General features: G+C 47.7%; 17 protein-coding genes and 1 other RNA gene. 13 read left to right on the top strand and 5 right to left on the bottom strand.

Annotated features, from left to right (window positions below):
- The first annotated feature begins 110 nt into the window (after positions 1 to 110).
- The 4 genes from M1D61_RS14625 to M1D61_RS14610 all read left to right on the top strand — a co-directional run bounded on the left by M1D61_RS14625 (position 111) and on the right by M1D61_RS14610 (position 3,687).
- The gene (locus M1D61_RS14625; protein WP_458119362.1) at positions 111 to 1,724 is read left to right on the top strand and encodes a DEAD/DEAH box helicase; all 1,614 of its coding nucleotides are present in this window, start codon (positions 111 to 113) and stop codon (positions 1,722 to 1,724) included.
- Between the two features lie 240 nt (positions 1,725 to 1,964).
- Positions 1,965 to 2,864, top strand: a complete 900-nt coding sequence (locus M1D61_RS14620) for a YesL family protein (RefSeq protein WP_458119361.1) — start codon at positions 1,965 to 1,967, stop codon at positions 2,862 to 2,864.
- A gap of 42 nt (positions 2,865 to 2,906) precedes the next feature.
- Positions 2,907 to 3,096: non-coding RNA, 6S RNA (gene ssrS / locus M1D61_RS14615), on the top strand.
- A 198-nt stretch (positions 3,097 to 3,294) separates the two neighbouring features.
- Positions 3,295 to 3,687, top strand: a complete 393-nt coding sequence (locus M1D61_RS14610; RefSeq protein ID WP_458119360.1) for a DUF1499 domain-containing protein — start codon at positions 3,295 to 3,297, stop codon at positions 3,685 to 3,687.
- A gap of 411 nt (positions 3,688 to 4,098) precedes the next feature.
- On the opposite strand, the gene tpx is transcribed toward M1D61_RS14610, so the two are convergent.
- Entirely contained in the window at positions 4,099 to 4,620 is a 522-nt protein-coding gene (gene tpx / locus M1D61_RS14605; protein WP_046215657.1) for a thiol peroxidase, read from the bottom strand.
- Positions 4,621 to 4,757: 137 nt separating this feature from the next.
- On the opposite strand from tpx, the gene M1D61_RS14600 reads away from it, so the two are divergent.
- The gene (locus tag M1D61_RS14600) at positions 4,758 to 5,435 is read left to right on the top strand and encodes a rhomboid family intramembrane serine protease (protein WP_458119359.1); all 678 of its coding nucleotides are present in this window, start codon (positions 4,758 to 4,760) and stop codon (positions 5,433 to 5,435) included.
- 445 nt (positions 5,436 to 5,880) lie between these two features.
- Here M1D61_RS14600 and M1D61_RS14595 read toward each other — a convergent pair whose 3' ends face one another.
- Together M1D61_RS14595 and M1D61_RS14590 are read right to left on the bottom strand one after the other, a co-directional pair.
- Positions 5,881 to 6,558: a zinc metallopeptidase gene (locus M1D61_RS14595; protein WP_458119357.1), complete on the bottom strand. Its 678-nt coding sequence runs from the start codon at positions 6,556 to 6,558 to the stop codon at positions 5,881 to 5,883.
- Between the two features lie 31 nt (positions 6,559 to 6,589).
- Positions 6,590 to 7,024, bottom strand: a complete 435-nt coding sequence (locus M1D61_RS14590; protein ID WP_458119356.1) for a MerR family transcriptional regulator — start codon at positions 7,022 to 7,024, stop codon at positions 6,590 to 6,592.
- A gap of 482 nt (positions 7,025 to 7,506) precedes the next feature.
- On the opposite strand from M1D61_RS14590, the gene M1D61_RS14585 reads away from it, so the two are divergent.
- The 3 genes from M1D61_RS14585 to M1D61_RS14575 all read left to right on the top strand — a co-directional run bounded on the left by M1D61_RS14585 (position 7,507) and on the right by M1D61_RS14575 (position 10,779).
- Positions 7,507 to 8,898: an ammonium transporter gene (locus M1D61_RS14585; protein WP_458119355.1), complete on the top strand. Its 1,392-nt coding sequence runs from the start codon at positions 7,507 to 7,509 to the stop codon at positions 8,896 to 8,898.
- A 79-nt stretch (positions 8,899 to 8,977) separates the two neighbouring features.
- On the top strand, positions 8,978 to 10,051 hold the full coding sequence (locus tag M1D61_RS14580) for a DUF294 nucleotidyltransferase-like domain-containing protein (RefSeq protein WP_458119353.1): 1,074 nt from the start codon (positions 8,978 to 8,980) through the stop codon (positions 10,049 to 10,051).
- Positions 10,048 to 10,779: an exonuclease domain-containing protein gene (locus M1D61_RS14575; RefSeq protein ID WP_458119351.1), complete on the top strand. Its 732-nt coding sequence runs from the start codon at positions 10,048 to 10,050 to the stop codon at positions 10,777 to 10,779. Before M1D61_RS14580 ends, M1D61_RS14575 begins: the two co-directional genes overlap by 4 nt.
- Before the next feature lie 33 nt (positions 10,780 to 10,812).
- On the opposite strand, the gene M1D61_RS14570 is transcribed toward M1D61_RS14575, so the two are convergent.
- Positions 10,813 to 11,454 (bottom strand): M67 family metallopeptidase, encoded by a 642-nt coding sequence (locus M1D61_RS14570; protein WP_458119350.1) that lies wholly within the window; start codon positions 11,452 to 11,454, stop codon positions 10,813 to 10,815.
- A gap of 410 nt (positions 11,455 to 11,864) precedes the next feature.
- Entirely contained in the window at positions 11,865 to 13,484 is a 1,620-nt protein-coding gene (cimA, locus tag M1D61_RS14565) for a citramalate synthase (RefSeq protein ID WP_458119349.1), read from the bottom strand.
- Between the two features lie 175 nt (positions 13,485 to 13,659).
- Between cimA and M1D61_RS14560 the strand changes: the two genes are divergently transcribed.
- The 5 genes from M1D61_RS14560 to M1D61_RS14540 all read left to right on the top strand — a co-directional run bounded on the left by M1D61_RS14560 (position 13,660) and on the right by M1D61_RS14540 (position 18,885).
- Positions 13,660 to 14,223 carry a hypothetical protein gene (locus tag M1D61_RS14560; RefSeq protein ID WP_458119348.1) on the top strand — a complete coding sequence of 188 codons (564 nt, stop codon included), beginning with the start codon at positions 13,660 to 13,662 and terminating at the stop codon, positions 14,221 to 14,223.
- A gap of 297 nt (positions 14,224 to 14,520) precedes the next feature.
- A complete protein-coding gene (locus tag M1D61_RS14555) occupies positions 14,521 to 16,128 on the top strand; it encodes a HEAT repeat domain-containing protein (protein WP_458119346.1) in 1,608 nt (535 codons plus the stop codon).
- 22 nt (positions 16,129 to 16,150) lie between these two features.
- Positions 16,151 to 17,008, top strand: coding sequence for a hypothetical protein (locus M1D61_RS14550; protein WP_458119345.1), 858 nt, complete (start codon positions 16,151 to 16,153; stop codon positions 17,006 to 17,008).
- 25 nt (positions 17,009 to 17,033) lie between these two features.
- Positions 17,034 to 17,462 carry a hypothetical protein gene (locus M1D61_RS14545; protein WP_458119343.1) on the top strand — a complete coding sequence of 143 codons (429 nt, stop codon included), beginning with the start codon at positions 17,034 to 17,036 and terminating at the stop codon, positions 17,460 to 17,462.
- 127 nt (positions 17,463 to 17,589) lie between these two features.
- Positions 17,590 to 18,885, top strand: a complete 1,296-nt coding sequence (locus tag M1D61_RS14540; RefSeq protein WP_046215238.1) for a DNA polymerase IV — start codon at positions 17,590 to 17,592, stop codon at positions 18,883 to 18,885.
- Positions 18,886 to 18,927 lie beyond the last annotated feature (42 nt).

Genomic DNA, 18,927 nt, shown 5'->3' with positions numbered 1-18,927 from the left:
ATGGTGGTCTGTGAGACCTCCTGATAAGCAAATATATGCTACTCAATTGCTACTTAAGAATACAAACAAGTTAGTGGATTGTCCACCATCATAGAAGGAGTTTGAATATTTTGACTAAATTTGTAGACTTTGGGTTAGACGAAAAGGTATTAAAAGCGGTAATGGAACTGGGATTTGAGGAAGCAACTCCAATCCAGGCTAAAGCCATTCCACTTGCGATGAACGGTAGTGACTTGATCGGACAGGCGCAGACAGGTACGGGTAAAACAGCAGCATTCAGTATTCCTATTATTAACAAGATCGAACGTTCGGAAGAAAAAATCGTTGCACTGGTTATGGCTCCAACACGTGAGCTGGCTATCCAGGTAGCGGAAGAAATCGAAAAACTGGCACGCTTCAAAGGCATTCGTTCCCTGCCTATCTACGGCGGACAGGAAATTGGCCGTCAGATTCGTGCTCTGAAAAAGAAACCACAAATCATTATCGGTACACCGGGTCGTTTGCTTGATCATATCAACCGCAAAACGATCAAACTGGAAGATGTACAGCACGTTGTACTGGATGAAGCAGATGAAATGCTGGATATGGGCTTCATGGAAGATATCCAATCCATTCTGAAGCTGGTACCGGAAGAGCGTCAAACGATGCTGTTCTCTGCTACAATGCCATCCAACATTCAGCGTCTGGCAAGCCAGTTCCTGAAAAACCCGGAACACGTATCCGTGATTCCAAAACAGGTAAGTGCACCACTGATCGACCAATCGTACATCGAAGTGAACGAGCGCCAGAAATTTGATGCCCTGTCCCGCTTGCTGGACATGGAATCTCCTGAACTGGCTATCGTATTCGGACGTACGAAACGTCGCGTAGACGAACTGTCTGAAGCTCTGCAAAAACGCGGATATTCTGCAGACGGTCTGCATGGTGACCTTTCCCAAAATCAGCGCGATAACGTTATGCGCAAATTCCGTGACGGCAGCATCGATGTACTGGTTGCTACAGACGTAGCAGCACGTGGTCTGGATGTATCCGGCGTTACTCACGTTGTGAACTTTGACCTTCCTCAAGATCCGGAGAGCTATGTTCACCGTATCGGCCGTACAGGACGTGCAGGTAAAGAAGGCGCAGCTTATTCCTTCGTTACTCCACGTGAGCTGGATCACCTTCACTTTATCGAGCGTATTACACGCCACAAAATCACCCGCAAACCACTGCCTTCTCTGGCAGAAGCGATTGAGGGTAAACAACGCATCACAGCTGAGCGTCTGCTGGAGCTTGTTCAGGACGATACCGCTCCTTTGAACGAGTACAAAGGCATCGCAATCCAATTGCTGGAAAGCTATGATTCCGTTAACCTGCTGGCAGCTGCAATCAAGCTCCTGACAGGAGATAAAAAAGATGCACAGGTTGACCTGACACCGGAAGATCCAATCCGTGCAAAACGTCGTAAACCAGATGTTCGCTCTGGCGGACGCAAACCATCCGGCAGCTACAACCGTAGCGGCGGTGGTTACAAAGGTAACAACAGCAGCAGCGGTGGCAGTCGTGGTGGATACGGCAGCGGCGGCGGTGGCTATAAAGGCGGAAGCCGTGACAGCGCTGGCGGCAGCAGCCGTGAAGGCGGACGTGATTACTCTCGTGACCGCAAACCACGCAGCAACAATGGCAGCGGCAGTGAAGGACGTCGTCCTTCCACAACCAAACGCCCTGATTCTTTTGAATAATAAGTAATAGTCAATAATAAATGATCCATATAGAGAGGAGCCGGCTTTTACAGTGGGCTCCTTTTTATATAGGATATGGGTGTACATAAGATTACAGCGTATGCATGACAGCAAGCGGTCAAGCATCATTCGGTGATATCTATACTGGTATTTTTATGGAGTCTTGGGTTATATTTAATATAGTTACGACTAGAGATAGCGGCTTTATTATGCCGGTACGCATAAGAGGGGGAAGATGACGTGGAATTTAGAGGGGTAATGGGCGGTCTATACAGGTTATCAGAATGGGTAATGCGTCTGGCAGGGAGCAACCTGTTATGGGTAATTTGTTCTTCACCATTTTTGTTCTTTTTGTTTTTTAGATTACAGTTTATGCAGATAGGTGCAAGTCAGAATGATATCCTTCAGACCAATTGGCTTTTGGGAATAGTGACACCGTTTACATTATTTCCGGCTACGGCGGCCTTATTCACGGTCGTGCGTAAATGGGTGATGGGTGATGGCGATGTCTCGGTATTCAAGACATACTTCCGGGGTTATAAAGACAACTACAGACAGAGCATGATTGGTGGTATTTTCTATACAATGCTGTTCGTTATTATGTATGTGGATTATACCGTATACATGAATCAGTTCCCGAACCTGCAGCTGCTCGGCATCATCATGCTGATTTTCCTGCTGGTGTTGTTTGTATCCCTGTTCAACTTCTTTTCCATGATTGCCCATTATCATATGGGGCTGAAAGATATTATTAAAAATGCAATTCTGCTGTCAATTGTCCGTCCATTCCGGTTATTCTCCACACTGCTTGGTACAGTGGCTCTGTTATTTATCGGTACCAAATATCCGGTATTGTTCATTTTCTTTCTCGCTTCAGCGATCGCCTGGTTTGCCTTCTTTAACTTCTATGGCGTATTCCTGAAAATGCAGGAGCAGTCCGAAAAGCAGGCTGCAGCAGAGAAGGAAAAAGAACTGCAGGCTGATGAACAGCTGGCTATTGGAGATGAGGCTCCGTCGGTACAGGCACAACGAATCGATATCGATTCGGTATCTCAGCAGTCCATGGATGAGGATGTAAAGAAGAAACTTGTGGATGAAGCAGAAGTCACCGATGAGCAAACAAAAAAAGGAAGAATATAGAAATCAACTTTACAAACGTGGGCACGAAGTTTATAATAAGTTTACATCCTGCAATGCACGCCTCGATTTCTCGTTGTTTTGAACCAATGATGATGTCTCGGGAGATTCATATTTAATTGTTGCTGACCGGCCCTATCCATTGGATGTGGGGACTTCAAATACAATTGTGCGATCACCCACCTGCTTAGCAGGTTCGAAGACAATGTTATCGGACGGCATATGCGGGACTTATTTAAACTTTTTTTAGCAAGAGGCAGGTGCCGACGTGATGTCGACAGATTTTTGTAGAAAACGCTCTGAATGAAGATTCATTGGAATCTATCAATCAGAGCGTTTTTCGTTTACGCTTACATAATATTAGTTTTCTTATGTCCGTACTAATGATACACTTAGATGAAGATAGGCCTGTATATGTAAAGGAGGAAAAGTCTTGTCATTAAAGAGAACGTTAGTGGGTATTATACGTAGTCAGGAAGGCACTGGTGACCGTGCCAAAGATCCTCAAATGAAAACAAGATATTATAATTTATCCCGCGAACGTGCATGGGAAGAAGTCTCTTCAACGCTCAAGAAAATTCCCGGTTACAAAGTGCTGTATGAAGTAGCAAGCGTAGGTGAGATCACGCTGGAACGCCGGTCGAAATTGGGACGGGTTATGGATATTACCGTGTCCATCATTGCAGTCAGCCCGGTACGTACAGCAATCGATATTCATTCCGCATCTCGTGGATCACTGGGTGATCTGGGAGCCAACTATCGTAATATATTGACACTATTCAATTCACTGGAGAAAAAGCTGTCACAGTACCGGGTGAGAGAATAGTATACACATAGACTGCCGTAACATGTACATGTATCAAAGCAGGTTGAATGCGGATACATAGGCTCTGGTTGTATTGTAGCATTTTGAAACGTGTACATTACACTTGTAAATGGTGCCTGGCTGATTGCATCTGGAACTGCCATTCAAATGGGTAAACCAGAGCATAGAATACTGACAGCCCGATAAATATTGTCAGATCAGATGTGATGGATATTATTATAACAACAAAGAGCAGCCTCTCCCCAGAGAAGCTGCTCTTTGTTGTTATAATGATGAATTGATATAATTTAGAGATGGCAATGCATGCTGTACAGAAATATGCTGCTGCAACGAACGCAGCATACCACAATATAATAAAGGTATTTTGCCTCAGCAGCCAAGGGTGCTATATGGTGATGTTGTGCAGTTAAATCAACCCAGCAGCTTTTTAACAGCGTTGATCGCCTGGTCGTAATTCGGATGCTCGCTCATTTCCGGCAGATACTCTACATACTGAATGACATCCTGCTGATCGACTACAAAAATCGCACGCATATCAATCACGAATTCCTTGATCAGTACGCCATATGCTTTGCCAAATGAGTTGTCACGATAGTCCGACAGTGTGACTACACGATCTACCCCCGCAGCACCACACCAGCGGGCCTGTGCAAAAGGAAGATCTGCACTGACCGTAATCACGACAACGTCTTCACCCAGCTCGGAAGCTGCTTCATTAAAGCGGCGTGTCTGTGCATCACATACACCGGTATCCAGGGAAGGCACCACGCTGATCAATTTGATTTTACCGGCAAAATCCGATAAACTTGCCTGCTCCAGCAGATTTTTGCTGAGGGTAAAGGATGGAGCGGAATCGCCCACTTTTAGTTCGGGACCAATCAGTGTAATCGGGTTACCTTTGAAAGTAGCAATACCTGTACGTTCCTGTGTCATAATGGTATACCTCCTAATTTAAATGTAGACGTGCATAAAATGCCGTCCTTTTTCGCAATCACAGTCAAAATTCATTATAATTGAGTATATAGTAGAAATCAAAATAATAGCCTGCCAATCGGCATAAAGGAGAACCTATGTTATTCGTACGGTATGAAAACTGGAAAAGCTTTCTGCGGTTCTATCCGCTCACCACACTGATCATTATCGCCAATGTAGTCGTATTCATCTTGATGACGATCAACGGGGGATCACGAAATACGGTGACCCTGGTGGAATACGGTGCATTAACCAATATTGAAGCATACGATCAATGGTGGAGAACATTAACCGCGATGTTTGTGCATATCGGTTTTGATCATTTACTGTTTAACAGCTTTGCCCTTATCGTATTCGCACCTCCTTTGGAACGTCTGCTGGGTACCTGGCGGTATGGGATATTGTACTTTGCCAGCGGTATTATCGGGAATGTGATCAGTCTCGAACTGTATCGTCAGTCGGTGGATAATCATCTGGCAGCCGGAGCTTCCGGAGCGATCTATGGCATCTATGGAGCATTTCTATATATCGCCATATTTCAGCGTAACATGATCGACCGGGTTTCCCGCCAAACGATCTATACCATTCTTGGTCTGGGCCTAATATATACATTCATTATGCCGGGTATTGGAATATGGGCACATCTTGGCGGCCTGATCGCTGGCTTCTTCATCTATGGTCTTCTGCTCCGCTTAACCGGCCTGCGAAGAAGATGGGACAAGATTTTCAGCCGCCAGACAGAGCCAGAGTCTCATGATAAACATCATAATTTATAAAATGGGTATTGAAGACCATCCGGGTTAACTGTAAATTATAATCTGCAACAGAAAAACAGGATGCATAAATACGGAATGAAAGAAAAGAAATAAGGGAGATGGACGACCTTTAAGCCTGTAGATCTTTTTTACCTTATTCAATATTAGATCTCCAGGCTTAACCGCAGGACATTCCCTTATTCTTATCTAAAGTGAATGAAGCCAAAACGCCTCAATACTCCACTCACCAGACAATTCGCCAGCAAACAATAGACACGCCAAGCAAGTCACAATACCTAGGTATAATCCAAGCATATCCCAGGCATACAAAAAAGCCTTCCTGAACTAGATCAGGAAGGCTTTTCATATTGCTATCAGCAGATAACCTATTCCGATTCAGGAACAGTCATCAGACAGTCTGCTTAACAATCAAGATACAAGTATTACGAAAGGTCTGTATAATAGGTTAATCCCGATTACCGAAGAACAGGAACAGGTAACGCGCCAGTTCCAGTACGGACAGCAGGGCAGCAGCGACATAAGTCAGTGCGGCGGCATTCAATACTTTACCTACACTGCGTTCTTCTTCATGGTTTACATAACCTTCGCTTACCATCACATCACGTGCCCGGTTGCTGGCGTTAAACTCAACTGGCAGTGTAACCAGCTGGAAAGCTACAGCAGCGGAGAAGAAGATAATTCCCAATCCAAGCAGGTTCATGGAGCTGAAAATCAGTCCTGCCATCAGCATGAATGGTGCAATGCCGGAAGCAAAGTTAACGACCGGGAACATCCGGTGACGAAGGGCCAACATCGGATAATGTTCCTTATGCTGAATCGCGTGACCAATCTCGTGACACGCAACCGCAACAGCAGAGATGCTGTTACCATAGTAGACCGGCTCGGACAAACGTACAACACGGTGTACCGGATCATAATGATCTGTGAGCGTACCCTGTACAGGTTCAATCGGAATATCGTACAGACCGTTGCTGTCCAGCATATGCCGGGCAGCATCGTAGCCTGTCATTCCATTCATATTGGGAACTTCAGCATATTTATTGAATGTTCCCTTAACTCTGAACTGTGCCCAGATGGTTAAGCCGAAAGCAACAAGTGTTAATACCAAAAATAATGCAGCCATGTATCATTCCTCCATATTAATGTAGAACGGATTACATCAAGCCTGAACTCTGACCTAGCAAGAATTTCAAAGCTTCAATGCAAGCAGCACTCTGAGGAATCAAGTTAACGAAAGCACGTTTGGCCTGATTGGGCTTCATTTGTTGAAGCAGTGGTTCCAGTTCACGCACCTCACGCTGGAGCTGCAGCATATGCAGTTCAAGTTCAGTGAGGCGCTGGGTAACCTGTTCTTCATCTGTCACCCGGTCCCAGGCGTTCAGTTTTTCCTTGATTTCCTCAAGCGTGTACTTGTCCTTCTTTAACTTTGTAATACGTTCCAATCGTGATAAAGTTTCAAAACCATAGAGTCTATAGTTTTTTAATGAACGGCTTTCCGGTTCGATTAAACCAAGCTTTGTATAATAATCTACGGTCCGTTCACTCAGGCCGGCGATCTTTGCCAGTTCTCCAATACGGTACAATTTCATATTCCCAACGTATCCACCCCCGTTTGTGGTCATGTAAACGAGGATTCAACACTGCTGAATCCTAATGCCTATATTACAGGAATTTAAACCATACAGTCAAACGTAATACTTAGTGAAAAATACCCTGTAACTGCAGGCAGGAAACAGCATATTGCTCGTCTCTAACGCCATATAAAACTAATGATATAAAAGTATATTAAATAACTTATATATAAGATAACAGAAATGGCTTAAAAATAGCTGAAACTCAAATAAATAAAAGGTGAAATAAAGAAAATAGTCTTTTTTCTATCCTGCTAATTGTAATAAAGTGGATATTTTTTCTATAGAGATACGCAAGGAGGTAAATAATGATGGAAGCTTTACAAAACTATTTTCATAATTTTGCAAATTAACTCTTGTCATTGATGTTTTAATCTGATTATAATGACATTAAGAATTTCACGATATGTGAAGTAACATTACATAAGGGAGTGGGTTAAATGAGAAAAAAATGGGCCGTTATGGGGTTAGCGGCATCAGCCCTTCTTGCATTTCCGTTTAGCGCTTTTGCAGCGGAGGAAGTTACGGCAGAGCAAGTATCCATGAATTTGGACACATTTTTTGTATTCGTGGCTTTTACTCTGGTACTGTTCATGCAGGCTGGTTTTGCACTGCTGGAAGCAGGGTCGGTACGGATGAAGAATGCCGGGCATGTAGCCGGCAAGACGATTCTGACTCTCGGTATTGCTTTGATCGGATTCTGGGCTTTCGGATTTGGTCTGGGCTTCGGAGACGGCAACGGATTTTTCGGCTATCAGGGATTTTTCCTGAACGGCGAAGATATGAAGAGTCTGTACGGCGCATTATCCGGACTGGATATTCCCATCTCCATGATGTTTTTGTTCCATTTGGCTTTTGCGACAGTATCGCTCTCGATCGCTTTCGGCGGATTCGCTGAACGCGCCAAGCTGAGTGTCTATATCGTATTCGGATTTTTGTTTACTATTGTTATTTATCCAATTATCGCTCACTGGGTATGGGGCGGCGGCTGGCTCGCTGCGATGGGTATGCAGGATTATGCAGGCTCGACAGTGGTTCATTTAACCGGTGCAACAGCAGGTCTGGCAGCGACAATCCTGTTGAAACCGCGTCTTGGCAAATATAACAAAGACGGCAAACCTAACATCATTCCAGGTCACAACCAGGTACTGTCGGTTGTCGGTGTATTTATCCTCTGGTTTGGCTGGATGGGCTTCAATCCGGGCAGCGCATTGTCTCCAAACGGCGGATTCTTCACTTATGTAGCACTGACGACCAACCTGGCAGCAGCAGCAGGAGGTGTCGCTGCACTGTTGATCTCCTGGGTAGTACTCGGCAAGGGAGATATTCCAAGCATGCTGAATGGTGTGCTGGCGGCACTGGTAGCGATCACCGGTTCCTGTGCATTTGTCGATGTATGGGCTTCGGTCGTAATTGGTCTGGTCGCTGGTGTGGTGACATTCTTTACGGCGCAATGGTTTGAAAAAGCGGGTATTGATGATCCCATCTACGCATTTTCTGTACACGGTATCGCCGGTATGTGGGGAGCGATCTCCACAGGTCTGTTCGCCACACCTGAGCTGGTAGAGCAGACAGGCGTCGGTTCACCAGGTCTGTTCTACGGCGGCGGATTCCACCAGCTGGGCGTTCAGCTGCTTGGTATGGTCGGTACACTCGCATTTGTACTGGTCCTGTCTTTAATCATTCTGGGCATTATGAAAGCTGCAGGCGGCATTCGTGTTACTGAAGAAGAGGAAATGATGGGTCTGGATATCAGTGAGCACGGTTCTTATGGCTATCCCGAGCAAATGAAGGCTCTGGGTGAAGTAGACCGCAAAAAGGCGAGTAACTGATACGGTCGCTTTATTATAGAAGAACTCCATGCAGAAGGAATAGAACATCATAGAATACAAGTGCTGGGAGATGAAGCCGATGAAGGAGTCATTTCTCGATCTTTCCCTGCCGGATCTGATGGACAGTGATTCGGCGGAAACGTTAAGGAATAAGCGCATTATGGTGCAGCGCACACTTTACCAGTCTCTCCCACAGGCTGATATTCGCAGCTGGGTCAAGACAGTAAACGAGATGCATGATTATGTGATGCAGCAGGCAGTTGTCATTTGTGAACAGCAATTACTTGAGGCGGGCTACGGCCCGCCTCCTGTTGCTTATTCTTTTATTGTTTTTGGCAGTGCAGGGAGAGGCGAGCAGACGCTTTGGAGCGATCAGGATAACGGACTTATTATTAGCGATGATGAACATGAAGACAAGGAGCGGTATTTCACGGAATTCGGCAGCCGGCTCGCGGGTATTCTGGAGCAGGTCGGTTATGAGAAATGCCGGGGCAAAGTGATGTGCTCGGAACCGATGTGGCGCAGGACAATGAGCGACTGGCGTGCGCAGTTGGACCTTTGGCGGTCAGACCTGAGCTGGGAACCGGTCCGCAACTGGATTATCGCTTCCGATATGCGCCATATGTATGGGGACAAGCAGCTGGCGAGGAGCTGGAAAGAATACTTTTATGAGGGCATCCGGGAGACGCCGTCACTGCCTGCCGCTGTACTGCGCAATACGGTTCGGCACAAGGCAACACTGAATGTGCTGGGACAGATTGTACCCGAGCGGTTTGGGGAGCATGCGGGTGACTTTGATGTCAAATACGGGATCTACATTCCGCTGGTCAATGCATCCCGTTGTCTGTCGATCCAGCATGGCATTTATGAATCGTCGACACTGAAAAGGCTGGAACGGCTCATTCAGCTGGAGGCGGCATCACTGGCTCTGCTGGAGATGATGCAGGAAGCTTTTCTGACGGCGCTTCGTATGCGTAATTCCACACCGCTCCGCGAGCTGAATGGACTGTATATGAGCAGTGGATTCATGCTGCAAAAGGATTGGCGGCAGCGACCATTTTTTCATGAATTACGAGACGGTCTGGGAACAGTCAAGAAAGCTCATCGTGTACTTCAGCGACAATTACGCTTTCTGGAGAGGAGAGGCTTATGAAAGAACCTGCGAAAACCGGAAGTGGCTTTTGGCGGAGTCTGCGCAGCGGCGGTGTGCCATCTGCAATTGCTTCGGTCTTTGGTGCACCTTCTGCCCAGCAGATGGCTTTTATACGTTCTCTGTCACGTGAGCAGCGTCGTACCGAAGTGCTGCATCTGCCGCTCAGTCGGCTGGAGACCGTCGTTTTCGATCTGGAGACGACGGGGTTCCATGCGCAGCATGGGGATGAAATTTTATCTTTTGGTGCAGTGAAGATGATTGGAGATGAGCCGGTAGATGAATTTTATACCCTTGTAAATCCCAAAATAACAGTACCTGACAATATTACGGTTCTGACCGGTATTACCCAGGAAATGACGGATCAGGCGCCAGCGTTGATCGACGGTCTGCATGATTTTATGGCTTTTGCCGGCAGATCAGTGCTGATCGCGCATGGTACGGGACATGACAAAGCTTTCCTCAATGCAGCATTATGGAGAACATCCAAGATTCAATTGACCCACCGCATACTGGATACAATGATGATTGCCAAATGGCTCAAGCCTTCACTTGGTAGTTACGGATTAGATGAAGTGCTGGAGGATGCGAATATCCCGATAACGATGCGCCATCATGCGCTGGAAGATGCGAAAATGACCGCTTCTCTGTGGAAGGAATATCTTCGTCTAATGCGTCACAAGCAGGTGGAGACACTGGAAGATCTGTACGCTTATCTATGTAATTTCTGACTGGTGGATAGGATATACAGGTCTGACCGGATATTAATCAATATGCAGAACAGCGGGTTCCAGCACATACAAATCAGGCTGCTGGATGTCTGTGCTGTTGGGCAGTGAGCTGACATGCTTTTCTACATTGTAAGCACCGATATATAGGCTTGTAAGTGAGCTTATATCACACAGAGAATGAATTCCATTCGCGGCTAACTGATTGATCAAGTGGGCATGCGAGGTGGAAAAAGTCTGCGATGGAGCAAGCGATATCTTCTCTGTTATCCTTTCTGTAGTTTGAAGAGGCTCATAATCAATGCCGGACAATGGCACTGGGGAACCGATCATATAGACGGAGATCAAGGATGCGAATGCTGGCAGTTGTTCTCTGTCCGTTACCGAGGGCATCGGTAAGGTGAACGGGTGAGAGTGGAAGATGCCGATCAGTTCACTATCCCAGCAATACGGAATCCATTCTTCCGGTGTAAAAGAAAAATGGTGCAGCGGGTCCGGTGCGACGTTGCGCAGCCTCCGGTAGGAGTGAATATGCATGCCGCCCGCTGCTTTTTTACCGAGCAATACCCCGCAGACTTCCGCAGCAGGTGAGGATACCATATGCGCTTCGATCTGTCTTAGGGCAGTGGAAGCGAGGTGGATGATCTTATTTTCTTCCCTGCTCAAAAGGTCTGTCATGTGTAGTACCCTCTCTTTACTTGGACTCTCTGGATAACAGAGGGTCTCTTTTTTATTTGGTTAAGTAGGAAGTGAAGCTATCAGCCCGGTAGAGCATAGGTTTCCATTGTCACAGCGCTCGCTATATCCATTGATTGTGCTCTGTGCTTGACGGGCTTCGGACTCTACGGTACTAATAATAGTAATTGCCAATTCACAGAAAAAAAGGACCCTGCCGTCGCCTTGCCTTTACCTACAAAAGCGGACTGGAAATGACTGTCCGTTATCTTATAGTAGTCATTAAAGGAGGTGGACGGAAGGTCCCTTTTGCTCACTTGGAAAAGTAATACTTCAGAAGGTAAGCATACTATAGCACTATGAAGCGCTACAGTGCGCTGCTGACAAAACAGGTTTATCAGCGACTCACTGCATTAGTGATTCACGATTCCGTGGGCAGCGGATTCTTGATGGTCACTCTGCTCCGGCAGCTGCTGTCCAAGCAATGCATAACGGATACTGTCGACGAGTGCTTCCCAGCTGGCTTCGATCACGTTGGCAGAGACGCCGACGGTACTCCAGGTACTTTGCAAATTCTGGGATTCGATCAGTACTCGGACTTTGGAGGCAGTCGCATCGGCTTCATCCAGTACACGAACTTTGTAGTCAGACAGATGCATTTCGCGCAGACTCGGGTAATATTCGACTAGTGCTTTACGCAGTGCATTATCGAGTGCATTGACCGGACCATTACCTTCGGCAGCGGTATAGATGCTTTCCCCGCCGATCCGTACTTTGACAAAAGCTTCGGAGACAACAGCTGAACCGGCGTTTTTCTCAACCAGCATTTTGAACGATTCAAAAACGAACAGTTCCTTGAACTCCCCATTGGCTTCACGCAGCAGCAGTTCGAGAGAAGCATCCGCTCCTTCAAACTGATATCCCTGATGCTCCAGATCCTTGATTTTGCCGATGATCTGGCGGGTCTCTTCATTCTCGGGATTAAGTTCGAGATTCATCTCTTTGGCTTTGGAGAGAATATTGCTCTGGCCGGCCAGTTCAGAGACGAGAATGCGCTGCTTGTTCCCGACCTGCTCGGGTTCAATATGTTCGTAGGTGCGTGAGTCACGCAAAATGGCGGAGACGTGGATGCCGCCTTTATGGGCAAAGGCAGCGTTACCGACATACGGCTGGTTCACCGGCATGTGCACATTGGCGATCTCGCTGATGTAGCGTGCCGTATTGGTCAACTGGGCAATCTGCTCGCCGGTAATGCAGGAATAATCCATCTTGAGCTGCAGATTGGGAATGATGGAACACAGATTGGCATTGCCGCAGCGTTCGCCATAGCCGTTCATCGTACCCTGCACCTGACGCGCTCCGGCCTGTACCGCACTGAGAGTATTGGCAACTGCCAATTCACAGTCGTTGTGGGTATGAATGCCAAGTGAGGCGCCATTCAGTTCAGCGGTTAGTCTGGAGACGATTTCATACACTTCATGGGGAAGCGTGCCTCCATTCGTATCGCAGAGGGTCAGCCAGTCTGCACCTGCTGCATGGGCAGCCTTTAGTACGGATACCGCATATTCGGGATTGTTTTTATATCCGTCAAAAAAATGTTCGGCATCAAATATCAGTTCCATCTGCTGCTGTTTGAGATAGGAAATGGAGTCGGCGATCATCGCCAGATTCTCCTCCAGTGTCGTCTGAAGTGCAGTGTGGACATGAAAGTCCCAGGATTTGCCGACCAGTGTCGCCGCCTGTGCACCGGATTCCACCATGCGCTGCAGGTTGGCATCGTCATGTGCTGAACTTCCTTTACGGCGTGTACTGCCAAATGCGGTAATTCTGGCATTCAGCCCTAATGTCTGTACACGCTTGAAAAATTCAATATCCTTACCGTTGCTGCCCGGAATACCGCCTTCGATATAATGTACACCGAGTTCATCAAGTTTTTTGGCGATTTTCAGCTTGTCGTCGGCAGACAGGCTGATGCCTTCGCCCTGCGTACCGTCACGAAGCGTCGTATCGAAAATCGATATGGATGTGGACATGATGTGGAATCCCCCTTGTATTGGACCAAGATTCAAAAACATTTTATTGCGGGTGTCAGAGATGCCTTATTTTTTAGTATAATTCGTTATTATAGCATTGGATAAATGTCAGGTATACGATAAATTTGCCAAATATACAGCCTGTACATAGCGATCCAAGGGAATGGAGGAACAAATGATGCAAGTGGGAATAGAGAAGGTAGAACAGAATGGCAAGGAGTATACGATCCGGTATCAGCTGGAGAAGCCGCTGCCGTTTGATCTGCATGATATCGTCATGCTGCAGGCAGGCGATTATGTAGTGGGCAGCGTGCGTCAGCTGGATGCGGAGCAGATCACGTTGTACATTAGCGAAGAAGAATTGACATGGGGAGACAAGACGGTGATTCAACTGGCCTTTTCGCCGACCGTATCCATTCGTGGGAGCAAGGAAATCATTGCCGAGCTGGGACATTTCCCGGATTTTGAAAAAGGAATTATTACCGGCTATGATATCGGCAAGGACAAGGTAGAATTGACGATTCAGCTGGCAGAACCATTATCCGACCGTGAGGTGAAGCTGACTTTTCTGGAAGCTTTTGATATCGAGTTCTCTCCACCGGATGCGCGTCTTAATGTGATTGCAGAAGTTGATTTCCGCTATGACGGTACCGATATGGTCGTGGATATCGAAGCGGCACAGGGATTATCCGGCAGCTTTTTCTGCGGTGGTATTGAAGCGGAATTAGTTCAGAAATAAGTTCGAGTGGAGCCATTAGATTTCTATGGTATATGCAGAAGTGAGTCATCGACAGCAGCTGATTGTCGTTATTGATAAAGAGTAATGGGTAATTGGGCTTCCATAAAGCATGAATGAATAGGATCTCATAAATAAATAGAATCTAATGAAATAGATGAAGCATGCGCGCATCCTGGGACATGTTATACCAGGGTGCCAATGCTTATGCTATACAGACAGCGATTGCTGTATCACGATATGATCCTTTTGAGTAAAGGTTAAGATGTAAATAGATACACCCGAAGTGAGGAGGTCGGCATGATGTCCAGACCGAGAAGAGAATTATCCCAGCAGGTGCAGGTATGCATCAACAAGCTGTACAAACAGCAGAACAGCAAGTGGATCGGACTGATCCGGCGTTCCGGAGAGATTGCAGCGATTCCGTATCTGACCCCTTTTCTGGAATCACCGGATATGGAACTGCAGATGGCTGCCGAGAATACGATCAGTGAACTGCTGCAGCATTGTCCGCCAGCGGATCTGGTGTGGCTCAGTGAAAAAATGCGCGAATACCTTCCTTATGGCTTCACGGAAAACGCCAGTCAATGGGTTCATTTAACAACGGAAAATATTAAAAAGTGGCCGGCTTCTGTACATCCGGTCAAAATTATTATGGCCAGCTTTCACTGGAACGGCTATGTACGGGAAGCGGCGTTGAAGCGGATTACCGAATTTCATGACGGTTCGGAGATTCCATTTTTGTTAATCCGGCTGAATGACTGGGTATCCCCAATTCGTTTTCATACGTATAAAGCATTAAAGCAGCGTATTCATACACATAATGCAGGTATATTTATTCGCAATCTCACACTGGTAAAACGTCTGGAACATTGCAGCAGAGACCGCTATGAAGCATTGATACAATCGATATACGATCTGCTGCGCGAGCCGGAATGCCTGCCGGAGCTGGAGCAGGGAATGACATCGACGGATCGGGATATTCGGCGCTTCTGTCTGCAGATGGCTCTGGAATCAAGAGCAGCAGTACCGGAAGAAATATTGGAAAAAAGTCTGTATGATCAGGATACTTCCATACGGGTATGGGCGGCCCGGCAGACGGACAATGTGCTATCCGGTTCAGAGCTGCACAGGCTGCTTGTACTTATGACGCAGGATTCGTTCCCGGCGGTACGGCGTGAAGGGATTGAAATGCTGGCTTACCGTTTTCCGGGAGAAGCAGTGCCTTTTTTAAAAGCGAGTCTGCTGGATCGCAATGCTATCGTGCGCGAGGTGACACGAAAACATCTGTCGCGAATGGAAAAGGTATCCTATGTAGAGTTCTATCTGGATACGATCTGGTCAGGAGATGAGCGCCTGCTGCCAGCGGCTCTGTACGGACTGGGAGAAACAGGTCAGGCAGAAGACGCCCAGGTTATCGCAGAGTATGCTTATCATTCGGCAGGGCCTGTCAGAAAGGCCGTTATTCGCGGTCTGGCACAGCTGGATGCACGTACATATGGAGAGTTGATACGACAGGGACTGCTGGACAGCCACCCGGGAGTATCCAGGGAAGCGGCCCGGGCTTTGAAGAACCATATGTATTTGCTGGAAAAAGACGAATTGGTCCATGGCATTGCGGAAACCACCTGTATCCATGTGCAGCGTAATATGCTGCGTCTGCTGCCATCTTTTGGAGGATGGACACAGCTGGATGGGCTGCTCGATATTCTTATGCAGACTCGTGCAGGCTGGATTCAGCACGAGATTGGTCGCCAGCTGAATAACTGGATACATGTTTCCGGTCGATCATTTTGGAATCGTCCTTCCGAGGAGCAGACACAGATCCTGCTGAACAAGCTGGAAGCGTGCAATCGGGTAATGGATCGCAAAAAAGCCCATCTGCTGCGCTGGATGATTACTTCATGACAGGGTAAAGGAGAATAGCAGGATGGAACAATACTTCAATAAATATCGTCTGGAACCCCAGCAAGGAGAGCCGCCCCGGACGATTGAGATTAACCATGCGGAAATTATGGCACTCAACAAGGCGATCATGTTTCTCAAGTTCGAATGTACCGATTCGGAAGCGGGTCTCTATGCAGGCAGCGAGTCGCTGAACAGTCTACTTGGCAAGGTGCTGGAGGTACATCCTTTTCGCGAGCGCCAGCAGGATTATCTGATGAGACCAAATCCGCGTGTCGCCGGCACAGTCATGGATCAGCTGGAGCGTGTGGATCTGCAGGAACGAACTTCGTCCGCCCGACGCAGTCCCGAGTTGAACCGGCGAATTGTGGAAGCCAGGGTATATCCGTATGCTTATGATGAACAATTGATGCAAAGGGAATGGTACGAGCCGCTGCTGCCGGAATCCGGTGTGCAGACAGGTGAGCAGTGGATCGAGCAGATCGCCGGAATCATGTACAGGGAGCCGCATGCAGAACAGATCCACAGCAGCTGGGACAGACTGCCGCTTGCCGTGCGTAATATACTGCTGTTGATCGACTATGATACCGAGCTGCACATGAATGGCTTGCTGACAGCACTGGACAACTTGGATGCTCGCCATCAGTCCCAGCAGCTGATTACTGCGCTGCAGGATGCCGGATTGTGTCAGGAAGCGGGCCTGATCGGAGAGCTGCAGCAGCTGCGCAGCCTTGAGGAGGACAAGGATGCAGCAGGCAGCCTGACGGAAGCATTTGCCACCAAATTGCATACCGCCGAGCGGATACTCCAGTCGGGTGGGCATTCTGTTCTCTATGATCGTATGTATGAGTATGCAGATTGTGTAATGCAGAGCTGGACATGAATTGACCAGAATGAGGAGGATTACGATGCAGCTGATTATTGAACCGTATGCGGGTGTAAATGAATACCGTTTTGGCATGACACCGGCCCAGATCAAGCAGATTGCCGGTCTGCCGGATGATATTGTGAACGATACGATCATGAAGCAGATCCGCCAGACGTACGGACCACTGGAACTGATCTATACGCACAAAAAACTGACCGAATGCATTTATCGGAAAGAAGCGGAAATTTTCCATGAAGGTATCGACCTGTTTCGTGATGAAGAAGTGGTTGCCAAGCTGAGTGCGTATGACGAGCCAGTGCAGGGCAAGAGCGGGTATATGCTGTTCCGCAAGCTGGGTATCTGCCTGGGTGGATTCCATGGGAAAAAGATACCGCAGGACCGTCTGGTGATCGTATTCTCCCTTGATCGTCTGGAATATTACGAGCAATTTATCATGGATGAACAGTAATCACGTGCATAACTGTCAAAGTTGATTGTCAGATCGCCATTCTTTTTTTATAATAAAGTAGAACGTTTGTACGTATGTGATCAACCGTTACACCAGGCAGGATGCCAGTCCGGAGAAGGGGGAAGCGATGAACGGGAATAAAGCCTATTATCCGGCACGCGGGCGGGTGATTCTGCATGTGGATATGAACGCCTTTTACTGTTCGGTACATGCCGCTGAAGAGCCGGACAAGTACAAAGGCAAGCCGACAGCGGTAGCCGGCAGTGTAGAGCAGCGTAAAGGCATCGTCGTCACCGCTTCCTACGAAGCCCGCAAGCGTGGGGTGAAAACCGGGATGCTGGTCGGCCAGGCGATACAGAAGTGTCCGAATATTATAGTGATCCAGCCGAATTTCCATCTGTATCGCAAATATTCCTCTGCCTTTATGAATATTGCCTACAGTTATACTCCGCTGCTGCAGGCAACCTCCATTGACGAATGTTATCTGGATATTACAGGCTCCAGCCAGTTCGGGACGCCACTGGAGATTGCCGCCGAACTGCAGCGGCGTATCCAGGATGAATTGGGGCTTCCGTGTTCGGTAGGGATTGCACCGAATAAGCTGCTGGCCAAAATGGCTTCGGATATGAAAAAGCCAAATGGTATTTCCGTTCTCCGTATTCGGGATGTGCCCCGCTTGCTGTGGGAGCAGCCATGTGGAGAGTTGTTCGGTATCGGCAGTAAGACTGCTGCGAAACTGCGGGAAATGGGGATTCGTACTATCGGACAACTGGCTGCTGCTGATGAGGCGAGGCTGAAGGCCAGATTCGGCATTCAGGGAAGTTGGCTCAGGCAGGCAGCGAATGGAGTGGATGATTCTCCTGTAGAACCGGATCATGAGCCGAACAAGTCCATTGGTCATACGACGACTCTGCCGGCAGACATACAGGATCTGGAGGATATAAGACGAGTCATGCTGAATCTGAGCGATCAGGTATGCCGGCGGATGAGGCGGCAGAAGCTGATGTCTCGGACGGTGCAGATTACGATCCGTACACCGGACATGAAGACGATTACCCGCTCCCGGGCGCTCGCGGTACCGACAGAGACGACTGAGGAGGTCTATCATGAAGCCTGCGCTCTGTATGACAAGCATTGGGCTGGCAAAGGACCTGTACGACTGCTCGGTGTGACCCTGCAAAATCTGCTGCCCCGTGAGGAAGCGGCTGTCCAGCTCGATCTATTCGATTATGAGCGCCAGCCGCAAAAGGAACAGCTGAATGAAGTGATTGACCAGCTGCGGGATAAATTCGGCGAGAGTGCATTGCTGACGGCAGGCATGCTTGGCAACGATCCTTCCGTGCTGATCCGCAATCATAAGATCAGGGGGACTTCACTGCAGCGGGACGGTCAGCGTTTTACCGGAGAAGAAGATTCTTTATAGAAAGGAATCGTTTGGTCCGGCAGCTTAAAGGGTAAAATTTAA

It is taken from the genome of Paenibacillus sp. Z6-24 (genome assembly GCF_054161335.1).
The sequence above is the reverse complement of the archived record's forward strand: the minus strand, read 5'-3'. Positions and strand labels throughout refer to the sequence as shown.

What these genes read in the sequence shown, in the direction of transcription:
- M1D61_RS14550 (WP_458119345.1), top strand. Translation starts at nt 16,151, where the DNA reads ATGGAACAATACTTCAATAAATATCGTCTGGAACCCCAGCAAGGAGAG.
- cimA (WP_458119349.1), bottom strand. Translation starts at nt 13,484, where the DNA reads ATGTCCACATCCATATCGATTTTCGATACGACGCTTCGTGACGGTACG.
- M1D61_RS14555 (WP_458119346.1), top strand. Translation starts at nt 14,521, where the DNA reads ATGATGTCCAGACCGAGAAGAGAATTATCCCAGCAGGTGCAGGTATGC.
- M1D61_RS14540 (WP_046215238.1), top strand. Translation starts at nt 17,590, where the DNA reads ATGAACGGGAATAAAGCCTATTATCCGGCACGCGGGCGGGTGATTCTG.
- tpx (WP_046215657.1), bottom strand. Translation starts at nt 4,620, where the DNA reads ATGACACAGGAACGTACAGGTATTGCTACTTTCAAAGGTAACCCGATT.
- M1D61_RS14545 (WP_458119343.1), top strand. Translation starts at nt 17,034, where the DNA reads ATGCAGCTGATTATTGAACCGTATGCGGGTGTAAATGAATACCGTTTT.
- M1D61_RS14570 (WP_458119350.1), bottom strand. Translation starts at nt 11,454, where the DNA reads ATGACAGACCTTTTGAGCAGGGAAGAAAATAAGATCATCCACCTCGCT.
- M1D61_RS14585 (WP_458119355.1), top strand. Translation starts at nt 7,507, where the DNA reads ATGAGAAAAAAATGGGCCGTTATGGGGTTAGCGGCATCAGCCCTTCTT.
- M1D61_RS14560 (WP_458119348.1), top strand. Translation starts at nt 13,660, where the DNA reads ATGATGCAAGTGGGAATAGAGAAGGTAGAACAGAATGGCAAGGAGTAT.
- M1D61_RS14600 (WP_458119359.1), top strand. Translation starts at nt 4,758, where the DNA reads ATGTTATTCGTACGGTATGAAAACTGGAAAAGCTTTCTGCGGTTCTAT.
- M1D61_RS14595 (WP_458119357.1), bottom strand. Translation starts at nt 6,558, where the DNA reads ATGGCTGCATTATTTTTGGTATTAACACTTGTTGCTTTCGGCTTAACC.
- M1D61_RS14580 (WP_458119353.1), top strand. Translation starts at nt 8,978, where the DNA reads ATGAAGGAGTCATTTCTCGATCTTTCCCTGCCGGATCTGATGGACAGT.
- M1D61_RS14590 (WP_458119356.1), bottom strand. Translation starts at nt 7,024, where the DNA reads ATGAAATTGTACCGTATTGGAGAACTGGCAAAGATCGCCGGCCTGAGT.
- M1D61_RS14575 (WP_458119351.1), top strand. Translation starts at nt 10,048, where the DNA reads ATGAAAGAACCTGCGAAAACCGGAAGTGGCTTTTGGCGGAGTCTGCGC.